The sequence below is a fragment of the Psychrobacter sp. T6-5 genome (assembly GCF_052258485.2).
GTDB lineage: Bacteria > Pseudomonadota > Gammaproteobacteria > Pseudomonadales > Moraxellaceae > Psychrobacter.
Window position 1 is genome coordinate 1,053,414 of record NZ_JBQQEY020000001.1, and the last position, 23,871, is coordinate 1,077,284.

Annotated in this window: 22 protein-coding genes; 4 read left to right on the plus strand and 18 right to left on the minus strand. The window is 43.5% G+C overall.

The window, feature by feature from the left end; translation table 11 throughout:
- Window positions 1-61: 61 nt before the first annotated feature.
- From ACTXGK_RS19190 to ACTXGK_RS19235, 10 genes are all read right to left on the minus strand, one after another.
- Window positions 62-676, minus strand: coding sequence for a c-type cytochrome (locus tag ACTXGK_RS19190; RefSeq protein WP_443515515.1), 615 nt, complete (start codon window positions 674-676; stop codon window positions 62-64).
- A 153-nt stretch (window positions 677-829) separates the two neighbouring features.
- Window positions 830-2,431, minus strand: coding sequence for a flavin monoamine oxidase family protein (locus ACTXGK_RS19195; RefSeq protein ID WP_443515513.1), 1,602 nt, complete (start codon window positions 2,429-2,431; stop codon window positions 830-832).
- Between the two features lie 93 nt (window positions 2,432-2,524).
- On the minus strand, window positions 2,525-3,919 hold the full coding sequence (locus ACTXGK_RS19200; RefSeq protein ID WP_443515511.1) for a c-type cytochrome: 1,395 nt from the start codon (window positions 3,917-3,919) through the stop codon (window positions 2,525-2,527).
- A gap of 140 nt (window positions 3,920-4,059) precedes the next feature.
- Complete coding sequence (locus ACTXGK_RS19205; RefSeq protein WP_443515509.1) at window positions 4,060-4,674, minus strand: YceI family protein; 615 nt, start codon at window positions 4,672-4,674, stop codon at window positions 4,060-4,062.
- Between the two features lie 194 nt (window positions 4,675-4,868).
- Window positions 4,869-5,663: a PAP2 family lipid A phosphatase gene (locus ACTXGK_RS19210; protein ID WP_443515507.1), complete on the minus strand. Its 795-nt coding sequence runs from the start codon at window positions 5,661-5,663 to the stop codon at window positions 4,869-4,871.
- 49 nt (window positions 5,664-5,712) lie between these two features.
- A complete protein-coding gene (locus ACTXGK_RS19215) occupies window positions 5,713-6,183 on the minus strand; it encodes a diacylglycerol kinase (protein ID WP_443515506.1) in 471 nt (156 codons plus the stop codon).
- A gap of 211 nt (window positions 6,184-6,394) precedes the next feature.
- Complete coding sequence (locus tag ACTXGK_RS19220; protein ID WP_443515504.1) at window positions 6,395-7,603, minus strand: sensor histidine kinase; 1,209 nt, start codon at window positions 7,601-7,603, stop codon at window positions 6,395-6,397.
- Window positions 7,604-7,818: 215 nt separating this feature from the next.
- On the minus strand, window positions 7,819-8,520 hold the full coding sequence (locus ACTXGK_RS19225; protein WP_443515502.1) for a response regulator transcription factor: 702 nt from the start codon (window positions 8,518-8,520) through the stop codon (window positions 7,819-7,821).
- 74 nt (window positions 8,521-8,594) lie between these two features.
- Window positions 8,595-10,283, minus strand: a complete 1,689-nt coding sequence (locus ACTXGK_RS19230) for a phosphoethanolamine transferase (RefSeq protein ID WP_443515500.1) — start codon at window positions 10,281-10,283, stop codon at window positions 8,595-8,597.
- Between the two features lie 156 nt (window positions 10,284-10,439).
- Window positions 10,440-11,129 carry a Crp/Fnr family transcriptional regulator gene (locus ACTXGK_RS19235; protein WP_443515498.1) on the minus strand — a complete coding sequence of 230 codons (690 nt, stop codon included), beginning with the start codon at window positions 11,127-11,129 and terminating at the stop codon, window positions 10,440-10,442.
- A gap of 85 nt (window positions 11,130-11,214) precedes the next feature.
- Between ACTXGK_RS19235 and ACTXGK_RS19240 the strand changes: the two genes are divergently transcribed.
- Window positions 11,215-12,006, plus strand: coding sequence for a class II aldolase/adducin family protein (locus ACTXGK_RS19240; protein WP_443515496.1), 792 nt, complete (start codon window positions 11,215-11,217; stop codon window positions 12,004-12,006).
- A gap of 7 nt (window positions 12,007-12,013) precedes the next feature.
- The gene (locus ACTXGK_RS19245; RefSeq protein WP_443515495.1) at window positions 12,014-12,886 is read left to right on the plus strand and encodes an alpha/beta fold hydrolase; all 873 of its coding nucleotides are present in this window, start codon (window positions 12,014-12,016) and stop codon (window positions 12,884-12,886) included.
- Between the two features lie 113 nt (window positions 12,887-12,999).
- Here the strand turns inward: ACTXGK_RS19245 and ACTXGK_RS19250 are convergent, their stop codons facing one another.
- From ACTXGK_RS19250 to ACTXGK_RS19275, 6 genes are all read right to left on the minus strand, one after another.
- A complete protein-coding gene (locus ACTXGK_RS19250; protein WP_443515494.1) occupies window positions 13,000-13,773 on the minus strand; it encodes a sulfite exporter TauE/SafE family protein in 774 nt (257 codons plus the stop codon).
- A gap of 198 nt (window positions 13,774-13,971) precedes the next feature.
- Window positions 13,972-15,477, minus strand: a complete 1,506-nt coding sequence (locus ACTXGK_RS19255) for a tripartite tricarboxylate transporter permease (RefSeq protein WP_443515492.1) — start codon at window positions 15,475-15,477, stop codon at window positions 13,972-13,974.
- Window positions 15,478-15,482: 5 nt separating this feature from the next.
- The gene (locus tag ACTXGK_RS19260; protein WP_075107518.1) at window positions 15,483-15,938 is read right to left on the minus strand and encodes a tripartite tricarboxylate transporter TctB family protein; all 456 of its coding nucleotides are present in this window, start codon (window positions 15,936-15,938) and stop codon (window positions 15,483-15,485) included.
- 115 nt (window positions 15,939-16,053) lie between these two features.
- A complete protein-coding gene (locus ACTXGK_RS19265) occupies window positions 16,054-17,073 on the minus strand; it encodes a Bug family tripartite tricarboxylate transporter substrate binding protein (protein ID WP_201602109.1) in 1,020 nt (339 codons plus the stop codon).
- A 426-nt stretch (window positions 17,074-17,499) separates the two neighbouring features.
- Complete coding sequence (locus tag ACTXGK_RS19270) at window positions 17,500-17,634, minus strand: hypothetical protein (protein ID WP_443515489.1); 135 nt, start codon at window positions 17,632-17,634, stop codon at window positions 17,500-17,502.
- Window positions 17,635-17,671: 37 nt separating this feature from the next.
- A complete protein-coding gene (locus ACTXGK_RS19275) occupies window positions 17,672-18,961 on the minus strand; it encodes an SLC13 family permease (protein WP_201602111.1) in 1,290 nt (429 codons plus the stop codon).
- 345 nt (window positions 18,962-19,306) lie between these two features.
- Here ACTXGK_RS19275 and ACTXGK_RS19280 point away from each other — a divergent pair, with 345 nt between their 5' ends.
- Window positions 19,307-20,029: a GntR family transcriptional regulator gene (locus ACTXGK_RS19280; protein WP_394212857.1), complete on the plus strand. Its 723-nt coding sequence runs from the start codon at window positions 19,307-19,309 to the stop codon at window positions 20,027-20,029.
- A gap of 168 nt (window positions 20,030-20,197) precedes the next feature.
- Here the strand turns inward: ACTXGK_RS19280 and ACTXGK_RS19285 are convergent, their stop codons facing one another.
- Together ACTXGK_RS19285 and ACTXGK_RS19290 are read right to left on the minus strand one after the other, a co-directional pair.
- A complete protein-coding gene (locus ACTXGK_RS19285; protein WP_443515487.1) occupies window positions 20,198-20,893 on the minus strand; it encodes a hypothetical protein in 696 nt (231 codons plus the stop codon).
- Window positions 20,894-21,079: 186 nt separating this feature from the next.
- Entirely contained in the window at window positions 21,080-22,471 is a 1,392-nt protein-coding gene (locus ACTXGK_RS19290) for a GntP family permease (RefSeq protein ID WP_443516017.1), read from the minus strand.
- A 514-nt stretch (window positions 22,472-22,985) separates the two neighbouring features.
- Between ACTXGK_RS19290 and ACTXGK_RS19295 the strand changes: the two genes are divergently transcribed.
- Window positions 22,986-23,849, plus strand: a complete 864-nt coding sequence (locus ACTXGK_RS19295; protein WP_443515486.1) for a LysR substrate-binding domain-containing protein — start codon at window positions 22,986-22,988, stop codon at window positions 23,847-23,849.
- Window positions 23,850-23,871: the final 22 nt, after the last annotated feature.

A 23,871-nucleotide genomic window follows, 5' to 3' on the forward strand; every position in this document is an offset into this window, starting at 1 on the left:
TATGTTAAGAGGTTGCTCTTATTTTATCGGTTGACGTGCTTTATAAAACAGCGAGTAGCATCTATTCACTAGGATCTGAACCTGGTGGAAAGTTATGGCGTAATTGCGCAACATTAGCAGTCGTGACGGTGTCAGTGAAGTTGTTCAAATCGCTATGTACGTACTGTGTGACAGCTGCTATTTGTTCATCACTCATCATGCGGTGGAATGATGGCATGCCGCGTAGGCCATTGATAACGATACTAATAATATAATACTTCGATTGCATCTTACTGTTGTCAGCTAATGGCGGATAGTAGCCTGCGCCTTGCGCACCTTCACCTTTTTGCATATGGCAACCTGCACAGGAGTCATCGTAGAGCTTTTTACCATTGGTCGTGAAAAACCCCGTTTTACCTTGTGTGCTGCCTTCAAATTTAGTGAGCCATTTCTGCATGCTAGCATCATCGCTCATTTTTGTTATTGAGCGTACATCGACGATATTCGTGGTGGGCTCAGCCAACTCTGCTTTGGACATATATACGCCGCCCCATGCGCCCTGATTGCGACTAGCCTGATTGTCGAAACTGTTGTTAAATAGCACAGGCGCTTTCTGTGGATTGGCGATAGTGGCTGCGTTTTTTGCTTTGTACTGACTACAGCCTGACAGTGCTATCGTTCCACCAATTATGAGCATTACTATTGCCTTGCTCGAGCTGAGCGAGCTAGATAATTTGATTGAGTTTGCTGTCACCACGTTCATAATTATTCCTAATGTGCCTAATCTCATTGTTATCATCCTTGCTTCAACGCCAGACTGGTTATCCAAATGCTTATTAAAAAGACACTGCTACCCAAGTTTCTTGGCCTTTTGATGCAGGCGTTTGGCGGCATCCATGCCAGACAGGATTGCGCCTTCTTGCCACGCAGGAATGTGCGAACAGTGCTCACCTGCCAGTACGATGCGGTGGTCAATCTCGCAGAGGGTCTCGTAATACTGCTCACGACTGGACTCGCTCCAGATACCATAACAGCCAAGCGACCAAGGAATACGATGCCATGCGACCGAAGTGCCCGAGCGGAACTCTTTGGTATATTGAGGATGAATCTGTTTACCATAGGCGAGCGCTGCGTTGATGCGCTCTTTGGGTGTCAACGAATTAAATTTGTATGAAGCCTCGCCAAATCCATAAGCACCAAGCAGTACACCTGAGCCTGTGCTAAACATATCTTGTGACGGATAGGAGATTTGGGTGATCGGCAGATCAGTATAGGTGATACCGCCATAGATCCACTCGTCCTCTTCCCAAAACCGCCGTTTGAACTCCAAGCCTACTTTATACGAGCTGTCATAAGGGACGGCTGCCATCGCTTTTTTCATCGGAGCGGAGACATTGATATCAATCTGAGTCAGTATGGACAAAGGAATCGTACAAATGCACCAATCGGCGCGCACGGTTTTGGTAGCGTCATTGGGGCTATTGCTATCGACATAATCAACAGTGACGCCCGTCTCGTCTTGATTGATTTTAGTGACTTTGGCATTAAAGGTAATCATATCGCGGCACTCACGCGTGAATGCATCACCGATTTTTCCCATACCGCCGACAGGCTGAAACATCGTTGGTTGATGCACATGCACAGTATAGTTGCTATAAATGTCCGACCACATGCCTGAGTCTAGTAGCTTATCCATCGGTATGGGCGTTGATGGCTTGGCATCAGGCATCAAGCCGCCACCCGGATACACACTATAGCCGCGATGCTTACCCGTCTCATGGCTTTTGACATAGCGATAGTTATTATCCAGAACGCCCCAGCCCTTTAGCCCTTCGAGTAGTTTTTCTTTGTCTTCTTTATCAACGCTACTGTCGAGACTGCCTTTATTCACCGCTTTAGACAGCAGTTCTGACACATAACCGCGAATATCGCTCTGTACTTCGCCCAAACGCTGCGGTGCACCATTGAAGTGATTGGTACGGTGTAGATAAGCGCGATCATTGGTCTGGATAAAGGGTTGCAATGCCACACCAAACTTTTTGCAGTAATGAAAGACCGCGTAGTGATGGATGGGCAATCGCCATGGCCCACCATTAAAGTAATTGCCTTGTTTAAAGTCGCACGTGACCTCAGCACCGCCCAGCTCTGTATATTTGTCACCGCTATTGAGTGTCCAGCTACGTCCGCCGCCACGATTTTGGTACTCAAGCACGGTCACTTCGTAGCCTGCTTTGCGTAGCTCATAGGCTGCAGTCAGCCCGCCCAATCCTGCACCTAAAATCACGATACTGGCACCAGCTGGCGCGCCTTTCAAATTCATTTCTTCTTTAAAGCTCGACTCGGATGCAAACCCCAACGTGGTCATCGCTTGATACATCGCGGTCGCGCCTGCGGTCTTGCCAATCATGGAGAGCAGTTGCCGACGCGTAGGGGATTGGAGCAGGTCATTCATAGGATTATCCTTATCATGCTGGTCTTTGCCATATGAAAAAAGGCGAAGATTAGAGCGCATTTTTATAGTTAGTTTTAATGCCAATTCTTAAGGTTAGCTTTTTTCTTTTATCACACGCGTGACATCAGCCGCGCTGACATCGCTGTTTGGTAAACCACCAAAAGTGACTCGCACATAGTTGGTAATGCTAGCGATTTGTGCAGGGCTTAAATCTTTTGAGAAGCCTGGCATTTTTGGTGCTGTGTTAAAGGCACCTTTCGCGCCAAAGGCAATCACGCCAACGAGCGCATCAGGTTTTACGCGGCGAATGCTACTGAGGCCAACGATAGAGGCGTAACGCGCATCAGGCTGAGCGTAACCGTCAACGCCATGACAGCTGGCGCAATGTGCTAGATATAAGTCTTTTGGCGAGTTGCTATTCAGACCACTATTGTTGGCACTGCTGACAGTATTAATTTTAGCCTGCGCCAGATAGTCTTTTTGCTCCAGTAAGTTATAGGTAATAGAGTCGCTGACTGGCTGCGGTAGGCGAGCGATGGTAACGGGAATCAAGTAGTCATCGGTCTTAATGGCTGGAATAGCTTTTAGATAAGACGCCATCGCGATCAGGTCTTCGTCAGTGAGGTAGCGCGTACTATGCGCCACGGCTTCCGCCATCGGTCCGCCCGCATAAGCGCGCTTATCAAGCGTTCCTGTACGCAGGTAAGTCACGATGTCCATTTCGCTCCAAAGCCCAATCCCTGTGTCGTTGTCAGGGGTGATATTTGGGGCAAACCATTTACCGAGCGGTGCACCAGATAAGTAGCGGTCTTTATCGAGGCCTTGGGTTAAGTTACGCGGGGTATGGCAGGTGCCACAATGCTCTAAGTTATTGACCAGATATTCACCGCGTTGCTGGGTTTGCGTAAGTCCTGAGCGGTTTTCGGTAGAAGGCACATTGATGACATTCCATGCCAGCATTAAGCTACGGATATTCAACGGGAAAGGGATGTGTGTGGTTTTTTCAGGGGGTTTGTCTACGATAGGAACGGTCTGGAAATAAGCAAACAAGGCACTGATATCGTCATCTGTCATGCCATGATAGGACGGGTAAGGCATCGCAGGATAGATCTGATGACCGGGTGCACGACCTTTTCGCAAGGCTTTTTTAAAATCGGCCTCAGTATAATTGCCAATACCATAGCGCGTCGATGGTGTGATATTGGTCGAGTAGATATTACCAATCGGCGTCTCAATCGGCACGCCGCCACTATAGTCTTCACGGTGGCAGGCCATACAGTCAGCGGTACGCGCCACGTAAGCGCCGCGGTTGGCAAGCGCACTATTGGCGGGGCTGACATTTGGTAGGGTTATTCTGCTAGGCAAAGTGTCCATTGGCAGGCTGACCGTCTCTGCCATCACGACGGTAGACACTAAGCTAAATCCCAGTCCCAATGCTACTGCCAATGAAAACGACAATGCTGGCATAACGGCAGAAAGCGGCTTCATAATGTCCTTATAATACTGATAAATCATCCTTAATCCCTCATCCTAATATGCCTGCAATTCGCCAGTCGCGTCTAGCAAAATAAAGCAACGTGATAACTATCTATATTGAAAAAGCAATGTCGTAAAGTTAACACTGATTGCTATTGTCTGGCGGCTTCGACTTTTATATTTAAGTTAAGATTTTTGGTCAGTCCAAACCAGACAAATTTGTTTATATTCCATTTTGTGCGATCAATTGTCGCAGTGAAGTCGCCACCGCAAACATCCTTTTTGAGACTAGGGCTCGAATAACAATCAAAATTCGTGGCTTTTAGGCTAATAGGGTGTGTCTCGCCATGTAGCGTCAGCTTGCCATCTACTCTTGTTACCTGCGGGCTTTTCTTATTTTGATCAAAATACCACTTCGTCGACTTAAATCGCGCCGAGGGAAATTTTTTTGCATCAAAAAAATCAGGCCCCGTCAGACTACTATTAAAAGAAGGGTTGCCTGTATTGAGGGAGTTTATTGGTATGATTAATGAGATGTCGCCTGTTTGTAGACTTGGGTCGTATTGCAATTGGCCTTTGATATCATAAAAGCCACCAGTAGTGGCAGAGGTTTTGAAGCGTTCAATGGCAAATCGTATGTGCGTATTGGTAGGGTTGATGGAGTAACTGGCGGCATGACTGTCATCGATAGTGCTGATGAGTAGTAATGGAACAATCAACAAGGCGTAGATGTGCGAGATTTTTTGTCCAATGCATAAAAGGTGCATGGCTACATTCCTTTGTAGGCTATCGATATATAAAGCGTTTTATTAACGAGCACCATCCATGGTTTTACTTAGTAACAAGCCAGTTCTCATTCATTATTTATACATTGTTTTTCATACGGTTAGTAGTGTTATTTTGGTAAATATATAACCGCTGGTTTCAGTTATATTTAAACATTCATATCTCAATATTGATTCTAAATATTGGGTGTCTGAGTGTTAGACAGCTTTATATCAGCACGGTTTTTATGATTGTCGGTATTTTTAGTTTTATTTGCTATCGAGTGTTTGAAGAAAAGGGTGGCAAGCGCACACGCTATCGTCAGTGACAGCAGCATCGAGACCAAAGTATGACTAAAGAAATGATCGCCAAACAGCATTTTATACAGCCCCATTGTCCATCCTAAGACCGTGACTGTGGTAAATATTTGATAGCGATACTTTTTTAACGTCGGCAAAAAAGCCAATCCATATAAGGAAAACCCTGCGCTGGCGTGAGCCGCTGGGAAGCATCTGGCGGGCGTAGCTGCTACGATATTTTGCCACAGGTTAAGGTAGGGCAGATCACCGTTAAAAATGACCAAGTCATTTGGGCAGCTCACATGGGTGACGCCTTTGAGCGTGGCAATGCTAGCCGGTACAATCGCGATTATAATCAGTAGATAGCCGATCTCCCGAATTGGCAACGGAAGCAGAAATCTATCAAATTTACGGCGATGTTGCGAGGCGGCGTCAGGCAAAGGTTGTCGATACTTTATGATTAACACTGCTATGAGGTAGACCGCCAGTAGGATCAGTAGGGCTTTGGGCAAATCATAAAAGATAAACGCATAAGGCTGCGCGCCCTTTTCTAGTAGCCAGTGTCCATGGCTATAAAAAAGCTCACTGATGCGTATGTCCAACTGGCTATGCTCAAAAACCAAGGTGGCAATGATGGTCACGCACAGTAATTTTAGCCAGCCCCAAGCCATTGAGTGGTTTTCTAAAGTCATGGATACACCTGATAACGTATATTAAGTGATGATAGCTTCCAGCGTGCTGCTATAAAAAGACAGACAGTGCCATTAACCATAAGACGGTTAAGAGAAACAACGACAAAAATTGTGCAGCAGAGCCGACATCTTTTGCTATTTTTGCGAGTGGATGCTTGGCGGTCGACGTATGATCGACGCAAGCTTCGATCCCCGTGTTGAGCAGCTCAACAATCAAAGATAAAAAAGACGCGATGACTAGCATCATTTTTATACTCATTGCAAAAGGCATAAAAGCGATAGCCACAAACAGGGCAAAGTTGAGCCACACGACTTGTCTAAAAGCTGCCTCAAACTTGTATGCTGCCTTAAATCCGTCTATTGAATAGCCAGCAGCTTTTATAATTCGGTAAAAGCCCGTTTTGCCTTTGGCGCTCTCTGCAAAGTTATCAGTCGTGAGCGCATTGTGATGTGCTGCCTGCTTGATAGAGCGATGCTCGGCTGTCTTGTCTTCAAGATTAATAGGAGTGATTTTATTCATATAGAATTCTTAATGGTCTATTAATATCAAGGTACGCGCTCGGCTTTGCATGACCAAAAAACAGTCAAGCAAAGTCGATATCGCTTGAGTATAAGACGAGAGAGATTAAGAAAGTGTTAAGAGACTATAAAGAGGCAGGGATACGTGGTAATGAACATTAGATAGGGAAGAGCGTATTTTTTAGATGAGATTTCTAGCACTATTACATGGGCTACTTGTAATAGATACTAAAAGTGCTGCCGCCTGAGGGATTGGCTTGATGGGTCAGCTGCCAGCCCATATGAGACATGATGCGCTGTACGATACTTAGTCCCAAACCTGAGCCTTCAACCTTGTGATTGATATCATGCTCCGGTGACAAGGCTGTGCCTGTACCCTCGTCTTGATAGTCATGAGTCAATCGCTCAAAGCGCTCGTAGAGCAGCGGCATCATCACCTCAGGAATACCAAGACCAGTATCAGTTACCATGATTTTTTCGTCATCGATAGTGATGGTTACTTCGCCATCGTCGGTGTACTGAAACGCATTTTTTATCAAATTGCCCAATGCCATTTTTAATAGCTCAGGGCGCACGTAGGCACTGTACTCTTGCTCAGCGATTATCTGACACGTGACGGTCTTGTAGCGTAGCAAATAGGTCAATCGCTGCACTTCGGCTAAAGCAGTGCTATTGATAGATGTTTGCGGTGCATCGAGCTTTTCAGGGGCGCGCGAAAGTAGAAGCAAGGCGGTGATAATCTCGGAGGTCTCACGGGCTGTATTACTGATACGATTGGTAAATTCGTTCAGATGACTGTCTGCTGGTAATTGCGAAGCCAATACCTCAGAAGCACCCATGATGATGGTCAAGGGCGTGCGCAGCTCATGGCTGACGTCACCGGTGAACAGTTGCTCGCGCTTGAGATATTGCTCTAGCTTATGGTTTTTTTCATCAATAGCACGTGCCAACACCCCAACCTCAGATGGCATATGCGTGAGTTCTGTTAGGTTTTTATGATCCGTTTCGACGGCTTGTTTTAAATCTAATAGCGGTTTGATGATTTGTTTGGAGGACAAATGAGAGAATATAGCAGCGATAAGCAAACTTAAAATGACCGCCACTCTCAGGGTATCTGCAAAAATATCTTCTAAGTTTTCGAAGATTTCTAGCACAGGGTAGTGACTCATCACTATCTCAACCCCTTCCAAGTACGTCAAAATGTAAGTCTGATTGCCTTGTTGATAGGCGAAAAAATGAAGGTTGCCGTGGGTTTTGCCAGACTCACCGTCTATAGTGACAGACTTCTCTTGCACCGTTGCCGTTGCTGTGGTTTGCAGGTTGGCAGGTGCCTTGTCGTAGCGGTAAATTGTGATACCTGGATTAGCAGTATAAATAGAGCGATCGCCATACTTTTCTTGGCTGATATCAAGCTGCTGCAATAGCCGACCCTTAACTAATTCCTGTTCTATTCTACTTTCCGCGTACAGAAAAATACTAACAAAAGCCCCGCATAGCAACAGCGCGAATATAAAGTAGGACAATCGAAACTTATTGGCTATCGAGTCTATATTGAACATAGTAAAGAGATACTTAATCGAAGGAGGCAATTGATATAGTGAGCGATGGTAGACCGTATGAGGTGCTGCTCTCTCAGCTATACTACCGCGTTTTCTGATTTATTGGGATCGATGATTTGGTAACCAACACCAGGCACTGTCACTATCATGGTTTTGTCAAAAGGCTTGTCGACCTGCGCCCGCACGCTATGCATATGAGTACGTAGCGCATCACTGCTCGGTATATCCAGACCCCAAACCTTTTCTTCAAGTTCTGTCTTGCTGACGACGCGAGGTGCGGCACTCATTAGGATATGTAATATCTTAAATCCAGTTGGGGTAAGCTTAATCGACTTTCCTTCGCGCATAATAGTATGTTCGCTGTTGTTCAACGATAGCGCGCCCACAGCGATACTGTGTACAAAATGATCATCCTCATGACGACGTATGAGTGCTTTGATACGGCATTCTAGCTCAATCAATGAAAATGGCTTGACCAAATAATCATCAGCGCCGCTATCAAAGCCTGCCACTTTATCCAAAATCGTATCGCGAGCAGTGAGCATCAGCACAGGCGTTTTGTCATGCAATTCTTCTCTGAGTTTCTTACACAGCTTGGTGCCATCGATACCTGGTAGCATGACATCGAGCAATATCACGTCATAATGATTGTTCGAAGCGAGCGTTAGCCCACTGTAGCCATTATGTGCGTTGTCTAATTCAAAGCCTTTTGGCTCAAAAAACGCGTAAATATTGGCCACGATATCGGGGTTGTCTTCAATAACGAGTATCTTATACATGGTGTTGACCTAAAAAATAGTGATTACCTAAAAGATGGTGATAGCCTAAAAGATGGAGCAATATAAAAACAGATTTAGTTATTTACTTTAAAAAAGGTTGGTGCATCTTTGACCGCATCAGTTGTGATGCCAAAAAAGCTAAGCAATGTCGGCGTAATAAAATCGTGTGATACGGGCTGGCTGCTCATACTAGAGAGACTGTCCGCATCGATGTTATTACTATCCGGTGACCAAATGACTGCGGGCACGTGCTTTTGAGTATCTGGGGCAAATTTATATGGCAGACCATGCAAGTAAATATTATTTTCACCCAGACTCTCGCCATGATCGCTCATATATACCATGACTACATCATAATCTTGTTCGTAAGCTTTTAGGGTATCGATCACGTTATCCAAAAAGTAATCGGTGTATAGAATCGCATTATCATAGCCATTGATCACAGACTGGGCGTCACATTTGGACAGCTCGTTGGTCATACAGACAGGTTTATACGTTTCAAACTCCTTAGGGTAGCGCTGGTAATAAGCGGGGCCATGATTACCCATTTGGTGTAACAAAATAAGCGTGTCTTTAGGCGTCTCTTTCGGTGAGCTACCTGACTTAACCAGTTTATCAAAACCATCAAGCATGCCAATATCTCGGCATTCAACATTGCAGTTCGGATTGGTATCAGCCGTTTTGTAGTCCTCAAAAGTGACACGATCAGCCACACCTTTAGAACTAGAGTTATTGTCTCGCCAAACGACATTGACCCCTTGCTTGCTGAGCGTATCGAGTACATTTTCATTGTATTTGGCGGTATCGATATCATAATTCTCCCGATTTGCGTAACTGAACATGCACGGCACTGAATAAGCCGTAGAAGTGCCGCAGGAGACAGCATCTTTAAAGCTATAAAGGTTGGATTGTTTTGAGAGCAGCGGCGTGGTATTGCGTGTATAGCCGTTTAATCCAAAGTGATCTGCTCGAGCGGTTTCGCCAACGACGAACACCATCAGTTTGGGTTTTGCGGTGCTATTAGCGGAGACCACGCGCTTTGCATCTGTTGCATGTAATGTGAAAGTATCAGGACGCCGCAGCTCATTGATATAATTTTCGCCAAGTTTGATCGTAGAGTAAATAGGCGTGATCGGGTTGGCATAAGAGCGAACTTGTTTATGCTGACGAAAGAAGCTCGCGTACTGGTCACCAAAGGGTAAAAGACACGCCGCGATGACTGCGATAGACAATATCAACGTGGCTGTTTTTTGTAGAATGCTACGTTGCCAAGTAAAGCGTTTTAGACGAATTTTGCTAATGATAAATGCTGGTAACACGCCCAGTAGCAGCACCCGAATAACCATGCTGGGAGCAAACAATCCCATGGCCTCTGCTTGATCAGTCTCCAGACTATTGATCAGCATATTGGTATCAAATATCGTCCCGTAAGCATCGGTAAAATAACCACAGATGGCGGCAGTAATCAGCAGCACAATCAGTACTGGCTTGGCAATCGGACGATAGCAAAGCAGCTGTAATACCAACCACATCAGTCCAAACAACAGGCCAGTAATAGACAGTATAAAACCGACGTTTTTGCTAAATGGATAGACATTTAACACCTGCTCAAAAAAGCCAATATTGGCAGTCGCCACCAAATATAAGGCAACGATGATAATAAGATAACTGAGATTCATCTCATGATCGTAGAGCTTACTCAGATAGCTGTTTTTTTTATTGGCTTTAGGTGTATCGATTTTGGCGGCTTGAGATATTGGCATACAAATACTTCTCAACAGAATGATAGGAAACGTCATTCCTTACCATAACAAGTGTGCTGTTAAGAAGATGTTAAGGCGGTTTGATGAATACTGATGATAGAGAATGAGGTAGTAGGCGGTTTGCTGCGCGCTTGGACGCTTTATAGTCTGCGCACGTTATTCAGAATTTATCATTGCTATTAGTTTTGACTGGTCTTTGATGGTAATAAAACCATAGTGCATATCGATGATTGCTTGTTTTTGCCAAGATTGAATGATTTTATTGACGGTTTGTCTGGTTGTGCCAAGCATAAAGCCAATCTCTTCTTGCGATAAGCGTAAGTCTATTTTGATATTGCCATTCACTTGCTTACCATAAGTACCGATGAGTCCCATGAGCATGCTCGCCAGTCGCGCCGATGTATTGAGTGAGGTGGCATCATCAATCCAATCAAAGGCTCTACGAATACGCGCACAAGTGATGAGCGCGAGGTGTTTGTATAAAATTGGATACTGTTGCGCCGTCTGGATCACCACCTTTCTAGGGATAGAAATCAACGTAACCTTATTGATTGTCCACGCATCATGGGTACGAGGATGGTCATCTATGATAGATATCTCGCCAAACCATTCGCCACTAGATAGGTGAGCGAGGGTCATGGCGTTGCCGCTAGCACTCACATTGCAGACTCTAATCGTACCCGACACGACAAAGTGCAGCACCGCATCATCGTTGTCACCAATCGCATGAATCATTTGGCTTTTTTGGTATACCTTTAGCACAGCGTTATACGCTAGTAGCGTTTGCACGTCGGCTGGCAAGTCAGCGAACCAAGGGTCGTTATTTAAATGATGATTGATATTCATAAGTGTCATGTTTTTGACAGATTTGGGTTTGAAGAATGGTGTAGAGTAATTATTCGGACTATTTACAACTGTAAAGGACTATACAATGCAAACAGCGATAAAAACGACCACACAAACTGATTCTACATCGAGTGTACACCATAATATGAGCGAACAAGAGTGGCAGATGCGAGTAAATCTTGCCGCTTGTTATCGCCTAGTCGCTTCTTATGGTTGGGATGATCTGGTATTTACTCATATCTCCGCCCGCGTTCCAGGCACCGAAGATGAGTTTTTAATCAATCCGTACGGGATGTTATTTGAAGAGATTACCGCCTCTAGTCTGGTTAAAGTCAATAAAGCGGGCGAAAAAGTCTCGCCATCAGCGTTCAGTGTCAATCCAGCAGGATTTATCATTCATAGTGCCGTACACGAAGCCCGTGATGATGCGCACTGCGTGATTCATTTGCATACCAGCGATGGCGTAGCAGTCTCGGCGCAAGAGCAAGGGTTATTGCCTATCTCGCAGCAGTCATTATTTCCTTTATCTAACTTGGCGTATCACGATTATGAGGGCGTGGCGCTTAACCCCGAAGAAAAAGTCCGCTTGGTCGCTGATTTAGGCAAGGCTAACTTCATGATCTTGCGCAATCACGGTCTGCTGACTTGTGCTGATACAGTCGCTGATGCATTTTTGAATATGTATATTTTACAAAACGCCTGCGAGATTCAAATCAAGGCGCAAAGCGGTGGCACCGCATTGACGCCGATACCAGCACAAATATTGGCTGGTATTCAAGCGGCATCTGAGCAGGTGACCAGAGGAGCGAATGGTGATATCGCATGGCCTGCCTTATTAAGAAAGCTACGCCGTACTGACCCATCGTTTGAGGAGTAAGCCAATAATGATAACCTTGGACGAATGGCGACGACAGGGAGAGTATTTTACTGTTGATGATCAGCAGATTTTTATACGGCATGCAGGGGACAAAAGCGCGCCTTCATTGCTACTGATTCATGGTTATCCTAGTGCCAGTTGGGATTGGGAGGGTATGTGGCAGGTGCTCACTGAGCATTATTATGTTATTACTCTTGATATGCTGGGGTTTGGGTTGTCAGATAAACCCAAAAACGCACGCTATTTAATCAGTGAGCAGGCAAATCTTTGTCAGGCTGTGTTGCGACAATTGGGTGTCAGCGACTATCATATATTGGCGCATGATTATGGTGATACAGTGGCTCAGGAACTGCTGGCAAGGCAGGTTAATACTAATAGTGAGTTTTATATTGGTAGTGTTTGCTTTCTAAATGGAGGGCTTTTTCCTGAAACCCATAAACCTATTTTGATTCAAAAACTATTGATATCGCGATTAGGTCCTTTGGTGTCCAAACTCATCAATAAGCAAAAATTTTCGCGCAGTTTACAGCGAATATTTGGCCCTAACATGCAGCCTGCGCCAGAGGTGATAGATACGCTATGGCAGCTGTTAACACATAATAATGGTTTGGCAGTGATGCACAAACTGATTAACTATATACCGCAACGTCAGCAGTATCGTGAACGGTGGGTAGGCGCTATTATCAAAAGTACCGTTCCTATTAAGCTGATAGCTGGTGCTAAAGATCCGATCTCAGGTCAGCATATGATCGATCATTATCGTAAGTTGATTCCCCATGCTGATGCAACCGAAATTCCTATGTTGGGGCATTATCCTCAGATCGAAGATGCGGAAGCAATAACAGCAGTCTACCTACAGTTTAGGACCAGTATTCTTTAATAACATTAAATGTAATAAAAAACGCAGGGCATCAAGCGGTGCGCTGCGTTTTTTTTGTAATAAGTGCCTATCTATTTTTATATATAAACTGACGCTATCAAATGATAGGCTTATTAAAACAATACGTTTATGTTTCTTATGATCATTATTAAACCACTAATCACCATTAGTATCAGCAGCATTATTCTAAACTGACTAATACTGATGCCAGCCAAAAAGCGTTTGCCAATGACGTTGCCAATAACGGCACCCAGTCCTAATACAAGACCATACACACAGATCTTGACTGTGAGTATGCCAAAAAAGGCGTAGCTGACGACTTGTACAATACCGACAAAAAAAGAATTCGCCGTTTTGGTCGCAATAAGATTTTCTTTTTCTAGACCTGCATTCATATAAAAAGGGTTAAGAATAGGGCCGAGGCCACCCACCAAGGTGCTCATAAAGGCAATGAAAAATCCCACAGGTACAAAACCGACTTTTGGCATATCAAACGTTTTACTTACTTTACCGAACTTGTATTGGAAAATGGTAGAAACCAAAAATGCACCAACCAATAACTGAATCCAGCCGGCATCCAAACGGCTAAAGACCAATGCCGCCAACCACGCTCCTATGATAGCGCTTGGCACATAGTATTTGGTCAATGACCAATCAATATCATGCCAAAATAAATAGAGCCGCGAGGCATTACTCATAAAGGTAGCCACGTTGATCACAGGTGGCGCAACCGCAGTCCCTATCATCGAAGAAGTGACTGGTATCAGCAGCATCGCACCGCCACCACCAGATACCGTAGAGATAATAAAAGCGATCATACCAGCACTAAATAGTCCTACTAAGTGCCACGTTGGAATGGTTTGCAATAAATCTAAAACAAGGGGCACTATAAAATCCTATTTCATGAGTGACATCAAGTAGTGATGTTTTGCTAATGTTGGACAGCTGTCAAAAAAGTGAGGAGTGTTGAGGGCTTGTCCCTAATAACGGTTGAAAGTAGGGTGAAAGTATCTTTAAAAAAACGGTGGCCATACATAGAGTATAACCACCGCCGGAGAGACATTTAGAGACGAACTGGCAAAAACTTATGCAGCATTTTTCTTAAAACGTTTACGATACATTTTACGAATGATTGGCATGAAGATCATGACCACGACCAGACCCCATAGTGATACGGTGATTGGGCTGCTCCACAGAATAGACATCTCACCTTGAGAGATAGAGAGAGCACGACGTAGGTTAGATTCCATAAGCTCACCTAGTACATAACCTAGGATAAGGGCTGATAATGGGAAATGCAGTTTACGTAAGAAATAACCGAAGATACCAAGTCCTACCATGAACACCATATCAAACGTTGTACTGTTGATAGAGTAGACACCAACGAAGCTGATAGCAGCGATTGATGGGATCAAGATATAGTTTGGTACGTTCAATAGCTTAGAGAAGAAACCAACCAAAGGGATGTTCATGACAAGCAAGATAACGTTACAGATGAACAATGAAGCAATAAGACCCCAAACGATATCTGGCTGCTCAGTAAATAACTGTGGACCTGGCGTGATGTTATACAACGTCAACGCACCCATCATAACCGCTGTGGTACCAGAACCAGGGACACCTAGGGTCAACATTGGTACAAATGAACCACACGCTGATGCGTTATTAGCCGCTTCTGGTGATGCTAGGCCACGAAGGTCACCTTCACCAAATTTGCCATCATCACCAGCAATTTTACGTTCACTAGCATAGGTCATCGCACTGGCAATCGTCGCGCCTGCACCCGGTAGGATACCAACGAAGAAACCCATTGCACCACTACGTAGCATAGCACCGATGGTGAAGAGAAACTCTTTCATATTAAATAAGCTACGCTTACCTTGCGCAACTATTTTACCACCCGTACTGGTTCTTTCGAGCAAAATCAAGATTTCACTGACACTGAAGAAACCAATAACGATCGTTGTGAATTGGATACCATCAGATAGGTTAACGGAGTCAAAAGTATAGCGATAAATACCCGTCACCGCATCGACACCGACAGTCGCTAGACCCAAGCCAATCAAGGCTGATACTGCGGTCTTAATCGGTTGATCACCAACCAAACCACTCAAACAGCAAATCGCGAATACCATCAATACGAAGTATTCAGCAGGGCCAAAAGACACCGCCCATTTAGCCAGTAGCGGTGCGAACAAGACCACGCCAAGGGTTGCAATCGTCGAACCAATAAACGAGGCGACCGCAGAGATGGACAACGCAATACCGGCCTTACCTTGCACCGCTAGCGGATTACCATCTAACGAGGTCATCACCGCAGCAGCAGACCCTGGCACGTTGAGTAGAATGGCAGAAATACGACCACCATATTCACAACCAAGATAAACAGCTGCCAGTAAGATCAGCGCACTCTCTGGTGGCAGACCAAGGGCAAAAGCAAATGGTAGTAGAATTGCCACACCATTAATCGGGCCAAGGCCAGGCAACATACCCACAATCGTACCAATAAAAGCACCGATAAGCGCAATCAGTAAGTTTTTGGGCAACATCGCTACGCCGAAACCGTGCATTAAAAAGTCAAAAGTTTCCATAATAGCTATCCCATTATTCCTGATAATATTCCAAGTGGCAGAATGACGTCCAAAGCCATGTCAAATAAGACATACAGGGCGATACTGATCACAACTGAAAAGATAAGGCTTTTAACAGGATTGCCTGCAAACAGTAGACCAACCGCAAAACACATCAGGGTGGTAGCAACAACAAAACCTAAAGGCTCAAAAATCAAACTATAAATCAATAATGCACTGACACACAGAACAAGATTTCTAAGCACGACCTTGTTATAGCCTAAATCAATGACTTTGGTAAATCGTGCTGGACGAAAGGCAATAACCAAGGTCAAAAGTGCCATCAGTGAGAAAATTAAAATAGGATAGGGCCGAGGGCCGATAGGATCATAAGCAATGGGAGCAACGTAACCAATAGCCAAGTAGACCAAAAATAAGCTAAATAGTCCCATTAATCCGGAGAACGCACGTTCCATCGTCATAGAGGTATTCCTTAAATTTTAAATAAAAAGGTTGAGAGATGTCTCATCTTTCAACCTTCGATGAATACTAAACAATTTAGTATTCAATCATTAAGGGGATATGGTCTGAGTAATGCTACTGTGCAGCAGCATCAACAAGACCGTACTCAGCAGACAACTCACGTAGCTCACCAGTACGCTTATAGACATACTGTTCAAGCTCATCGCCAGTCATAGAGAATGGTAGTAACTCTTGTTGTTCACGCAATTCGGCAAATTTTGGATCAGCAAGCATTTTATCAAATGAGGCTTTCCACCAATCGTAAGCGGCAGGGCTAACATCTGGTCCCATGTAGTAACCACGGACGACAGGCCAAGTCACATCATAGCCTTGCTCTACTGCAGTAGGAATATCAGCCATAGAGCCACCCAATCTTTCATCAGCAAATACGGCTAACACACGCAATTTGCCAGCAGTAGCTTGTGGCATAATCTCAGCGATACCAGCACTCACAACAGTGACATGGTTACCCATTACTGCCGTAATTGCCTCACCGCCGCCTTCCATCGCAACATAAGTCATGTCGCTAGGGTTGACGCCAACGGCTTTGGCCAAAATAGCAGTTTGCATCCAGTCCTGACCACCAACACTACCACCAGCGGCGAAACTGATTGCTTTTGGATTTGATTTAAGTTCAGCGACCAATCCTGCTAGATCTTTGATTGGCGAGTCCGCATTGACAGCAATAGCACCGTAATCAGTACCAACGGCTGCTAGCCATTTCACGTCTTTTTCAGTGAATTTACCAAATTTACCTTGTGATAAGTTCAGGATTGATCCCGTTGAAAACGCGATGATAGCGTCTTCGTTGCTGCGGTCATTGGCAACAATTTTGTTATATGCAACAGCACCTACGCCGCCTGGCATATAAGTGACGCGCATTGGGTCTGTCAATATACCGGTGTCTCTTAGACCTGACTGAGCAAGCTTACAAGTCAAGTCAAAGCCGCCGCCTGGTTTTGCTGGAGCGATACATTCTGGACGTGAAGGACCTGCAAACTCATCTGCACCTGCGCTCGCAGTTTCGTTAGCATTGTTACAAGCTGTCAAGGTAAGTACAGATAGACCAAGCGCTAGATAGGATAGTTTTTTCACACGACACTCCTTGTGTGTATTTTTTCAGTAAAAATCAATAAAATTTTGATTGAAAGGATAGGGCGACTATACAAAAAGTTGGAAGCAGACCAATAATGTTACCAACCTTTACAACAGTAGTCTTTTTGTTCACTTTGCAAAAGTAACAGAATAATTTAGAAATAACAAGAAACATATGTATGTATGTATGAATTTTTTCTAAGTAGCAGTATTAGCTATCTGACGAGTCGCACAAATAGCTATTTCAATATGAAGTCACAAAGAAACCAGTTTGGGTTTTTAAATGAAATTTTATAATACCAACAATAACAAAAGGTTATGGTTTGTTGTAAATGGCGCATATTGTCAATTGGCATAAAGCTAATTTTAATTTTAAAACGGGTAGCTTGATGTTAGGGGCAGGATAGATGAGGTGAGCGACAAAGCTTATGCTGTATTTTGACCATAAAGATCATCTGACAGACATAAAAATAGACGCATTCTAGGGGTTTTTTGCTGAATGAATACGTCTTTTACTGTGATTTGTTTGTTGTCATTTGTCTGGATCGTATGCAATGGCATACATATGATCCCTATTGCTGTCTTTTTTCAATAGAAATTAGAACATCATTTGGATAAAGAAAATCGCTATCAGGCCAACGACGATATCCAAAGGCACTGCCTTGAACAATAAAGTATGCAACAGCTTGTTCTTATCTATATGCACTTGAGCGGCCCCTAGTATCAGACTGCCTCCTGAAGAGAATGGAGAGATGGACGAGCTTTGAGCCCCGATGACAATACAGATGAACAAGAAAAAAGGACTCAAACCAGAAGCCACAGCCAAGGCAGGTACCATAGGGAATAAAGTTGGCGCAACGACGCCAAGTGTGCTAGCAAATATCGACATAATTGCACTAATAATGAATACCAAAAATGGTATCATCCAAATAGGAACGTTGGTGCTGAGCCACTCTGTCAGCTCATAAATAACGCCTACTTCCACACCGAGGCTAATCAACATACCTACGCCGCAAATCATAATAAGCGTATTCCACGGTATCAAAGCAATCACGGTTTTTTCATCACCCAGCTTCAAAAATAGGCTCATCAAAGCGAAGAAAATGGCGATAAAACCAATATCAATCCGAGCGTTCAAAAACTCAATGGCGTCTACGTTCGGTATGAGTAGGTTTGAGATGGGTACGATAAGTACCGTCGCCATCATGATAAAAATCAGCATGATGGACTTTTTCTGATTGCTGTCAAACGGCTGTGGCACAATAGTCTGAATGGCTATTTTGCTGGTTTTAGCATTAATAAAGCTATAAGTGCCTAATAAAACTACAGGCATCAAAAAGGTCGCGGCAAATATACCCAAACCATATGTAAAGGTATTGTCATTGGCCACGCCAGCACCGCTCATAAGCTCTCTAAAAATAACGCCACTCTGTGAGGTGATAAAATTGGCACCCGCAAGCGCTCCATAGTTCACAGACAAGGTCGCAATAATAATGTTTAAGTTGGTTCTTTTGGATAACAACAAAATCATCGGTGCCATCGTGGCAAGAACCGTATAATAACCGGCTCCTAAAGCTGCTACAATTGTCGCAGCAAAGAAAATAGCCAGCGGCAAAAACGCTGGAAAATGTCGACACTTGTATATCAAATGCTCACACAGTTTTTCTAACGCGCCATTCGCCAAGGAGAAATTATAGAAGAGTGTCACGGCAAAAATCACAAAGAAAATCTTCAGAGGCCATAGCTTAATAACCTCATAAGCGCTTAGCTGCATACCAAAACAGCCGATAAGGTATGAGAACACAATCGCAAACAAGCCAATATTGATTTTAGTGGTGTAACCCAACGCAATAGAAATTACTATGGCCGCTATAAGATATAGGGTCATATTCGCTCCTTGGTATTGACTGTATGACATCTAAATATCTACATACATATATATGTTTTAGATTAAAGAGCATTGTGATAATGTTGACAAACAGCTTTCTAAGCCAGCAAATCTTATCAGCTTTTTAAGTGTATATAACTCAATAGAATAATAGCAAAAAAGGAGCCGTTAATTAGGTGAGATTGACCAAAAAATCTAGATAGATTTTAATATCGATGAGATGTGTATAGAGTTTGGTAAGGGCTTAAAATAGAGTGTCAGAGATATTTTATTTCTTATGAACATGATTGGGCTTAGAAAGATTGGGCGTATTAATAAAATCTTCCTATTGTGGTGAAAAAAATTATGGATAATTTTAAAAAATTTAACATGCCACGGTACGAGCAAGTGCGGTGGCATATTCAAACGTTACTGACAGAAAATAAGTGGGATGAAAAAACCCCCTTACCGACAGAACAGGAGTTTGCAGACAAGTACCAAGTATCGGTGGGCACCGTACGCAAAGCGGTCGAAAAGTTAGTGGATGACGGCGTTTTGATAAAGCAGCAAGGTCGCGGCACTTTTTTAAAAAGGCCAAACTTTGAGGGCTCGTTATTAAGGTTTTTCAAATACCGCGATAAAGACGCTTCTTATGTCATACCGACTGGCGTCATCAAAAAGGTCATGTTGATAGAGCCTGTTGAGGCAATCAATAAAGAATTAAATATTCACGAAAAGGAAAGTTTAATTTATATAGAACGTGTGCGCATTGTCGAAGACAGAGTGATTTTGAGTGAAAGAATTTGGTTACCCGAAAGTCGTTACCAAGATTTTATCGGTCTTGAACCTGAAGACTTTGAAAATCTACTTTATCCTTTTTATTACAAAAAGTGCGGTCAGTTTGTGTCGTCAGCCGTAGAAATGCTGTTTTTTATCTCTAATCATATAGACCCTTATCTGGACAATACCAAGCAAGAAAACTTAGTGAAAGTATGCCGCGTTGCTAAAAATCTAGAAGGGGACCCTATCGAATATAGAGAATCTTATGGATTGGCAGAAAAGTTCAGTTATGAGGTCAATATCATTTAACCATTGGCCATTTCACCATTAGCGAGAACAGTGGTTAAGTTATGCTCAATAAGATATAAAAAAGGAGCCGATGATTCGGCTCCTTTTTTATATCGGTTTTATTTTTATTTCGAATCTAAAATCTATGAATGACCGATTAAAGAAATGGCTTATTTATCATTAAGCAGCTTACTTGCTGTTAAACGTAATCGTCTGTCCGCCATTACCAGCTGGCGGTGCGATAGTGACTTTGCTCGCAAGTATGTCGCCTTTGGCATTGATTTTGTAGCATTCTTTTGAGCTGCCCTCAGAGGTGCCACCAGCAAGCATGTTGTCTGAGGTTTCGATACAGAACCATGCGGTCTGATTGCTATCTCGCGTCAGGGACCAGTTTTGGTTATAGGTTCCTATTTTTTTGCGCATGCTGCTATCGCTATAGACATTTTCAGTAATCAATTTGTTTGAGGCGCCCACCGTCGCCATTTTTGGGATAGTGGTCGTTTGGTTTGAGACCGAATATTTGCCTGTACTGTCTGTAAAACCGTGAAATACCAGAGGGTTCAAGGTGAAGTAATTGATGGCGACTGACTGGTTAGTGATTTGATTGTTCACTTTATTGATTGTGTTGATCTCAGTACCTTGTACCTTTTTATTATTGAAGACCATATTGCCTTTAGGCGTGACTTGAATATCTGCTGAGGCCGTCTGATTGCCGATAGTGGCAACCAAATTTTCACTACGTTGTTTGGTATAAATGTTGAGCATGGCAGTCTCAACAGGGTACTCGGTCACTATGTTGTTTGGGTTGGTATTACCCATCGTTCCACCGCTCGCACAAGCGCTTAATCCCAGTCCTGCGGCAATACATAATCCTAATGTTTTCATGATTTAATCCCTCAGTCTATTTAGATGAATGCGATAAATATCTACTATAATTGAATTTTTTAGCAATGACATCTGCTAACCATCTTAGACCTTCTATCATTACATCACTATAACAACCAGCAATTTTCTAGTGCGTTAAGAATAGGCAATAACGTTTCTAAAAGATTCTGATGAACAAAACCCCACTTAAAAAGAACCGAATAGCGTACCGAGTATGATGACTAAGATAAGAGCAATTAAAGGAATGATCACAGCGACAGCAAATATATCCTTATACGATTCTCTATGGGTCAAACCACAAATAGTGAGCATGGTGATGATAGCCCCATTATGCGGCAGTGAATCTAGACCACCTGACGCGAGAGAAGCAATACGGTGCATCAGTTCTGGGTCAATATTATACTGCTCTGCCAGTTGCATATAGTTTGCGCCCATGATTTCTAATGCTATTCCTAAACCACCAGAGGCTGATCCTGTAATACCTGCCAAAACGTTAATCATGATAGCTTCTGATATGAGTGGATTGCCAGGAGAGATGGCCATCAGAGATTGCTTGATAATCTCGAAACCTGCAAGGGTAGCAATAACAGAGCCGTAACCCACCTCTGACGCGGTATTGAAAATAGGCAACAAGGATCCCATCGCACCCTTGTTCAAACTGTCTGCCACATTGTCTATTTTTTTAAAGTTTAGAATAACTACAAAAACACAAGCCAAAAATAATGACAAAATAATCGCCCAAATACCAATCACTGAGCTGAGTGCGACGCCACCAAATTTTTCATCAGCCAAATAGCTGTTGTTCCATAACGGTATGATCATTTTTGAAAACGCATAGTTGCCCACGATCACAATAATAATGGGGAACAGCGCAAGCCAAAAATTAGGTATATCCATACCTGAATGCGGCGCTTTTTCATTCAAGGTATGGTTGCCGTAACCTTCATTATGCGCGCTTGCAAGACGTAATTGGCGATTCATCCATAACATACCGCCGCCCAACATAACGATCGAGGCAATAATGCCTAGCCCAGGCGCTGCAAAGGCGTCCGTCTCAAAATAAGGCATGGGAATGACATTATGAATGGAAGGAGAGCCGGGCAATGCGGTCATTGTTAAGGTCAGAGCACCAATACAAATCGCGCCAGGTATCAGTCTTTTTGGGATATTGGTCTGCTTAAACAAAGCAGCTGCGATAGGATAGATGGCAAACGTCACCACAAAGGCGGACACGCCGCCATAAGTTAAGATTGAACAAGCCAGTACCACAGCCAACAAAGCATGTTTCTCGCCCAGTTTGTCGACTATATTGTGCGCGATGCTATAGGCGTAACCAGAGTCTTCCATCAATTTGCCAAAAATAGCCCCTAAGATAAATAGGGGGAAGTATTTGACAGCAAACCCGCCAAGACCTTGCATAAATACTTCAGTATAGATGCCCATTGTTTGGTTGCTTTGTCCGCTTAACACAACAGCTAAAATAGCAAGTAAAGGCGCTAAAACTAAGACGCTCACGCCTCTATAGGCAAAATACATCAACAGTGACAAAGACAACAAAATGGCAAAAATACTCATGATTTTGATTTCCTTCCATGGAAAAAATAGGCGGTGAACTATACTTTGTGAAGCGGATCGTTTCTTAGAAATAGGATTTAGGTGGTTTACCGTTCAATAAAATCCTATGGACTGTTTTTATTATTTTTTAGTTAAGTGGTAGGATAATGCCCTTAAGTATCAGTGCTTTCTGCCGGATCGGTACTTGAGAAATATTTATTGATGAAAAAAATACGGTAAACGGTTGTTCATAAGAGCTATCCTTAGCATGAACGAAATGCAACTAATATAATGATCAAAAAATACTGCAAAGGTTAGTGAGGCAGACATTACTGTCTATTCATTGCAATTTTTTAATAATGATACGTTATGTATCGTCTTAAAATCTAACAGAGGAATAAACAAAGGTCAATCAGTAGACCTCGAGAGTCACGGTACTGATGCAATGGTTTATTTTTAATGAAGAGATATTAGTTACTTTGAGATAAATTAGACCGTATTCAAATGTCAGGCATAACTTACAAGTGTGGTGATATCAATGATAAGAGAGCTTAAAACCTTTGTCGCCGTTTGCGAGCTAGACAGTTTTGCCGCAGCAGCTCGGCACATCAACTTGACCCAGTCTGCAGTCAGCGCACAAATCAAAACGCTTGAAGACAATTTAGGATTGTCATTGTTTACTCGTTCTGCTCGTGCCATCACGCTTAATCCGCAAGGCACGCGCGTATTACCGATCGCCAAAGAGATTTTGGCGCTTTACTCTACAATGCAGCTGTCTTCAGATACCGATATTGCCAGCTATTATGGGCAGCTTAGGATTGGCTCGATCAACTCCGTGCAAGTGGGTATCTTACCAGAGGTGCTAAAGGCGATTACGTTGCTCGCCCCATTAATGCAGACAGAAATTGTCCCCGGGCGTGCTATAGAGTTATTTGAGAAACTAGAAGTCGGGGAGATAGATGCAGCGATTACGATACAGCCGGCATTTGCTTTGCCGAAAGATATCGTTACCCAGTCTATTATGACAGAGCCTTACGTGCTCATTAGCCCTAAAAAATGGCCATTTCATAGCCTCAGGCAGACGCTTGAGCAACATCCTTTTATTCATTACACCTTGCAGTCTTCAGCGGGTGCAAAATTAAATAAGTTCTTTAAACAACAAGACATTAAGGTCAATACGATCATGGAGATCAATGACCTTGATGCTATCGTTAGGATGGTGGAGTCGGGTTTGGGCGTGGCGTTGATTCCATATGCAGGTCTATGGATTAGAAGTACGCCGCCCGTCCAAATTCACCATTTAGGAGACAACAGTTTGGTGCGCGAGGTTGTACTGGCATATCGTTATACGGATCGTCAGCAGCCACAAATCAATGCCTTAAAGCAAGCATTGGGACTTTAAGTGAGTCAAGAACCTTATAATG

What these genes read in the sequence shown, in the direction of transcription:
- ACTXGK_RS19270 (WP_443515489.1), bottom strand. Translation starts at nt 17,634, where the DNA reads ATGCCATTGCATACGATCCAGACAAATGACAACAAACAAATCACAGTA.
- ACTXGK_RS19225 (WP_443515502.1), bottom strand. Translation starts at nt 8,520, where the DNA reads ATGTATAAGATACTCGTTATTGAAGACAACCCCGATATCGTGGCCAAT.
- ACTXGK_RS19240 (WP_443515496.1), top strand. Translation starts at nt 11,215, where the DNA reads ATGCAAACAGCGATAAAAACGACCACACAAACTGATTCTACATCGAGT.
- ACTXGK_RS19255 (WP_443515492.1), bottom strand. Translation starts at nt 15,477, where the DNA reads ATGGAAACTTTTGACTTTTTAATGCACGGTTTCGGCGTAGCGATGTTG.
- ACTXGK_RS19195 (WP_443515513.1), bottom strand. Translation starts at nt 2,431, where the DNA reads ATGAATGACCTGCTCCAATCCCCTACGCGTCGGCAACTGCTCTCCATG.
- ACTXGK_RS19275 (WP_201602111.1), bottom strand. Translation starts at nt 18,961, where the DNA reads ATGACCCTATATCTTATAGCGGCCATAGTAATTTCTATTGCGTTGGGT.
- ACTXGK_RS19260 (WP_075107518.1), bottom strand. Translation starts at nt 15,938, where the DNA reads ATGACGATGGAACGTGCGTTCTCCGGATTAATGGGACTATTTAGCTTA.
- ACTXGK_RS19245 (WP_443515495.1), top strand. Translation starts at nt 12,014, where the DNA reads ATGATAACCTTGGACGAATGGCGACGACAGGGAGAGTATTTTACTGTT.
- ACTXGK_RS19190 (WP_443515515.1), bottom strand. Translation starts at nt 676, where the DNA reads ATGCTCATAATTGGTGGAACGATAGCACTGTCAGGCTGTAGTCAGTAC.
- ACTXGK_RS19285 (WP_443515487.1), bottom strand. Translation starts at nt 20,893, where the DNA reads ATGAAAACATTAGGATTATGTATTGCCGCAGGACTGGGATTAAGCGCT.
- ACTXGK_RS19230 (WP_443515500.1), bottom strand. Translation starts at nt 10,283, where the DNA reads ATGCCAATATCTCAAGCCGCCAAAATCGATACACCTAAAGCCAATAAA.
- ACTXGK_RS19295 (WP_443515486.1), top strand. Translation starts at nt 22,986, where the DNA reads ATGATAAGAGAGCTTAAAACCTTTGTCGCCGTTTGCGAGCTAGACAGT.
- ACTXGK_RS19280 (WP_394212857.1), top strand. Translation starts at nt 19,307, where the DNA reads ATGGATAATTTTAAAAAATTTAACATGCCACGGTACGAGCAAGTGCGG.
- ACTXGK_RS19235 (WP_443515498.1), bottom strand. Translation starts at nt 11,129, where the DNA reads ATGAATATCAATCATCATTTAAATAACGACCCTTGGTTCGCTGACTTG.
- ACTXGK_RS19200 (WP_443515511.1), bottom strand. Translation starts at nt 3,919, where the DNA reads ATGAAGCCGCTTTCTGCCGTTATGCCAGCATTGTCGTTTTCATTGGCA.
- ACTXGK_RS19210 (WP_443515507.1), bottom strand. Translation starts at nt 5,663, where the DNA reads ATGACTTTAGAAAACCACTCAATGGCTTGGGGCTGGCTAAAATTACTG.
- ACTXGK_RS19205 (WP_443515509.1), bottom strand. Translation starts at nt 4,674, where the DNA reads ATGCACCTTTTATGCATTGGACAAAAAATCTCGCACATCTACGCCTTG.
- ACTXGK_RS19215 (WP_443515506.1), bottom strand. Translation starts at nt 6,183, where the DNA reads ATGAATAAAATCACTCCTATTAATCTTGAAGACAAGACAGCCGAGCAT.